Here is a 1,999-nt window from a genome sequence, read left to right on the forward strand (position 1 = left end):
CTCCACGGGGGGGGGGTGCCTCCGCGCGCGGGGGCCGCGGGCGCCCGGGCCTACCCCCCCCCCCCCCCCCCCGGCGGCCCCGCCGCGGGTTGCCCCCCGCCGGCCCGGGGCCCCCCCGCCCGCCCCGGTCCGCGAGCGGGCGGCGGGCGGCCCGGACACGGGCTCCTCGCCGGGGGTCCCCGCGGCGGGCGGAGGGAGCAGCGCGGTCATGCGACGGCCTCCTCGACGGTCCTCGTGCCGGTCGCCGGCGCCCGTCGCGGGGCGGCGTCGGACACCTCGGCGGAGCGCCCCGGTTCGGCGCGCAGGCGCGGATCGAGCACCGGGTAGAGCAGGTCGACGACGAGATTGACCAGCACGACCAGGGTGGCGGCGAGCAGGATGATGCCGAGCAGCGTCGGCGAATCCTGGTTCGACACAGCGGCTTCGATGACCGATCCGATGCCGTGCCGGTTGAACACGGCCTCCACGATCACCGAGCCGGTGACCAGTTCGGCCACGGCGAGGCCGAGCATGGTCACCCCGGGCAGCGCCGACGGCCTGGCCACGTGGGACAGCAGCAGCCTGCCCTGCCCGAGCCCCTTGGAGCGCGCGAAGGTGACGTAGGGCTCGCCCTGGGTGCGGCGGGCGTGTTCGATCAGCACCCTGGTCAGCGGCGCGGCCACCGGCAGCGCGAGCACGGCGGCGGGCGGGACGGCTCCCGCCCAGCCGTCGGCCCGCAGGGTGCTGAACAGGCCGAGCTGGTAGGAGAAGATTTGGAGCACCAGCAGCCCGATGACGAACGTCGGCACCGAGAGCAGCGCGGCGGGCACCGCGGTGGCGAAGCGGCGCACCGGCTGCCACGGCGCCGTGGTCGCCAGCGCGGTCAGCGCGGCGGCCAGCAGCAGCGCGAACAGAGTGGTGACCGCGGCCAGTTCGAGGGTGGCGGGCAGCGCCTCGGCGATCCGGTCGGTCACCGGCTCCACGGTGGTCAGCGAATAGCCGAGGTCACCGTGGGCCAGCCGGGCGAGGGTGCGCCACAGCTGCTCCCACACCGGCTTGTCCATGCCGTAGTAGGTCAGCAGCTGGTCGACCTGCTCCTGGGTGAAGTTGGCCTCGGGATCGCTGAGCCTGGCCCGGATCGGATCACCCGGCAGCAGGAACAGCAGCAGGAAGACCACCAGGTACGACAGGCCGAGCACGACCAGTCCCTGGCCGACCCTGGCGAGCACGTAGCGCAGACGGGAGCGCGGGCCCGAGGACCACCGCGCGGTGGGCGCGCTCATCACCCGGCCAGCCAGGCGTCGTAGAGAGCCGAGCGCCCGAGCGTCTCGGCGCGGAAACCGTGCAGGTTCGGCGCGGTCACGAAGGACTGCTGGGTCTCCTGCAACGGCACCACCAGCGCGTTGTCCAGCAGCCAGCGCTGCACCTCGGCGACGGCCTCGGTGCGTCGCTCGCCGACCGGCAGGGTGTTGATCCGCGCGATCAGGGCGTCGATCGCCGGGTCGGTGTTGCCGCCGACCGCGCCCGAGCGGTAACGGGCCCACAGCTGGCTCACGTCGGCGGCGGTCTGGTGGCTCCAGACGAAGACGTTCTCCGGCTTGGTGGTGACGGCGGTGTAGGTGGCCCGGTCGAGCTTCACCAGTTCGATGCCGATCCCGATGCGCTGCAACTGGATGGCGATCAGCTCGGCGTCCTGCACCGCGGCCACCCAGTTCGGCTCCGGGTACAGGGTGAAGCTCAGACGACGGCCGTCCCTGGTGCGGACACCGTCGGCGTCCCTGCCGGTCCAGCCCGCCTCGTCCAGCAGCCGGTTCGCCAGTTCGGGGTCGAATCCGTACTCGTCGCCGAAGGGGATGTGGCCGGGGGTGGTGCGCTGGACCAGGCCCTCGGCCTTCGCCCAGTTGTCGTTGTAGATCGCGGAGATGATCTCGTCGATGTCGATGCCGTGCTGGATCGCCTTGCGCACCCGCACATCGGCGATCCTGTCGTCGGGGGGCGGGGTGATCGGCAGGTCCCGGGA

2 protein-coding genes are annotated in these 1,999 nt (G+C 73.3%); both read right to left on the reverse strand.

The features are described 5' to 3' along the window. Positions 1-206 precede the first annotated feature (206 nt). On the reverse strand, positions 207-1,262 hold the full coding sequence (locus tag QH283_RS09340; RefSeq protein ID WP_280502622.1) for an ABC transporter permease: 1,056 nt from the start codon (positions 1,260-1,262) through the stop codon (positions 207-209). Then, a partial coding sequence (locus QH283_RS09345; RefSeq protein ID WP_280502623.1) for an ABC transporter substrate-binding protein occupies positions 1,262-1,999 on the reverse strand: 738 nt, incomplete at its 5' end. The genes QH283_RS09340 and QH283_RS09345, both read right to left, overlap by 1 nt.

Source organism: Nocardia farcinica (genome assembly GCF_029867845.1).
Taxonomy (GTDB): Bacteria; Actinomycetota; Actinomycetes; order Mycobacteriales; family Mycobacteriaceae; genus Nocardia; species Nocardia farcinica_A.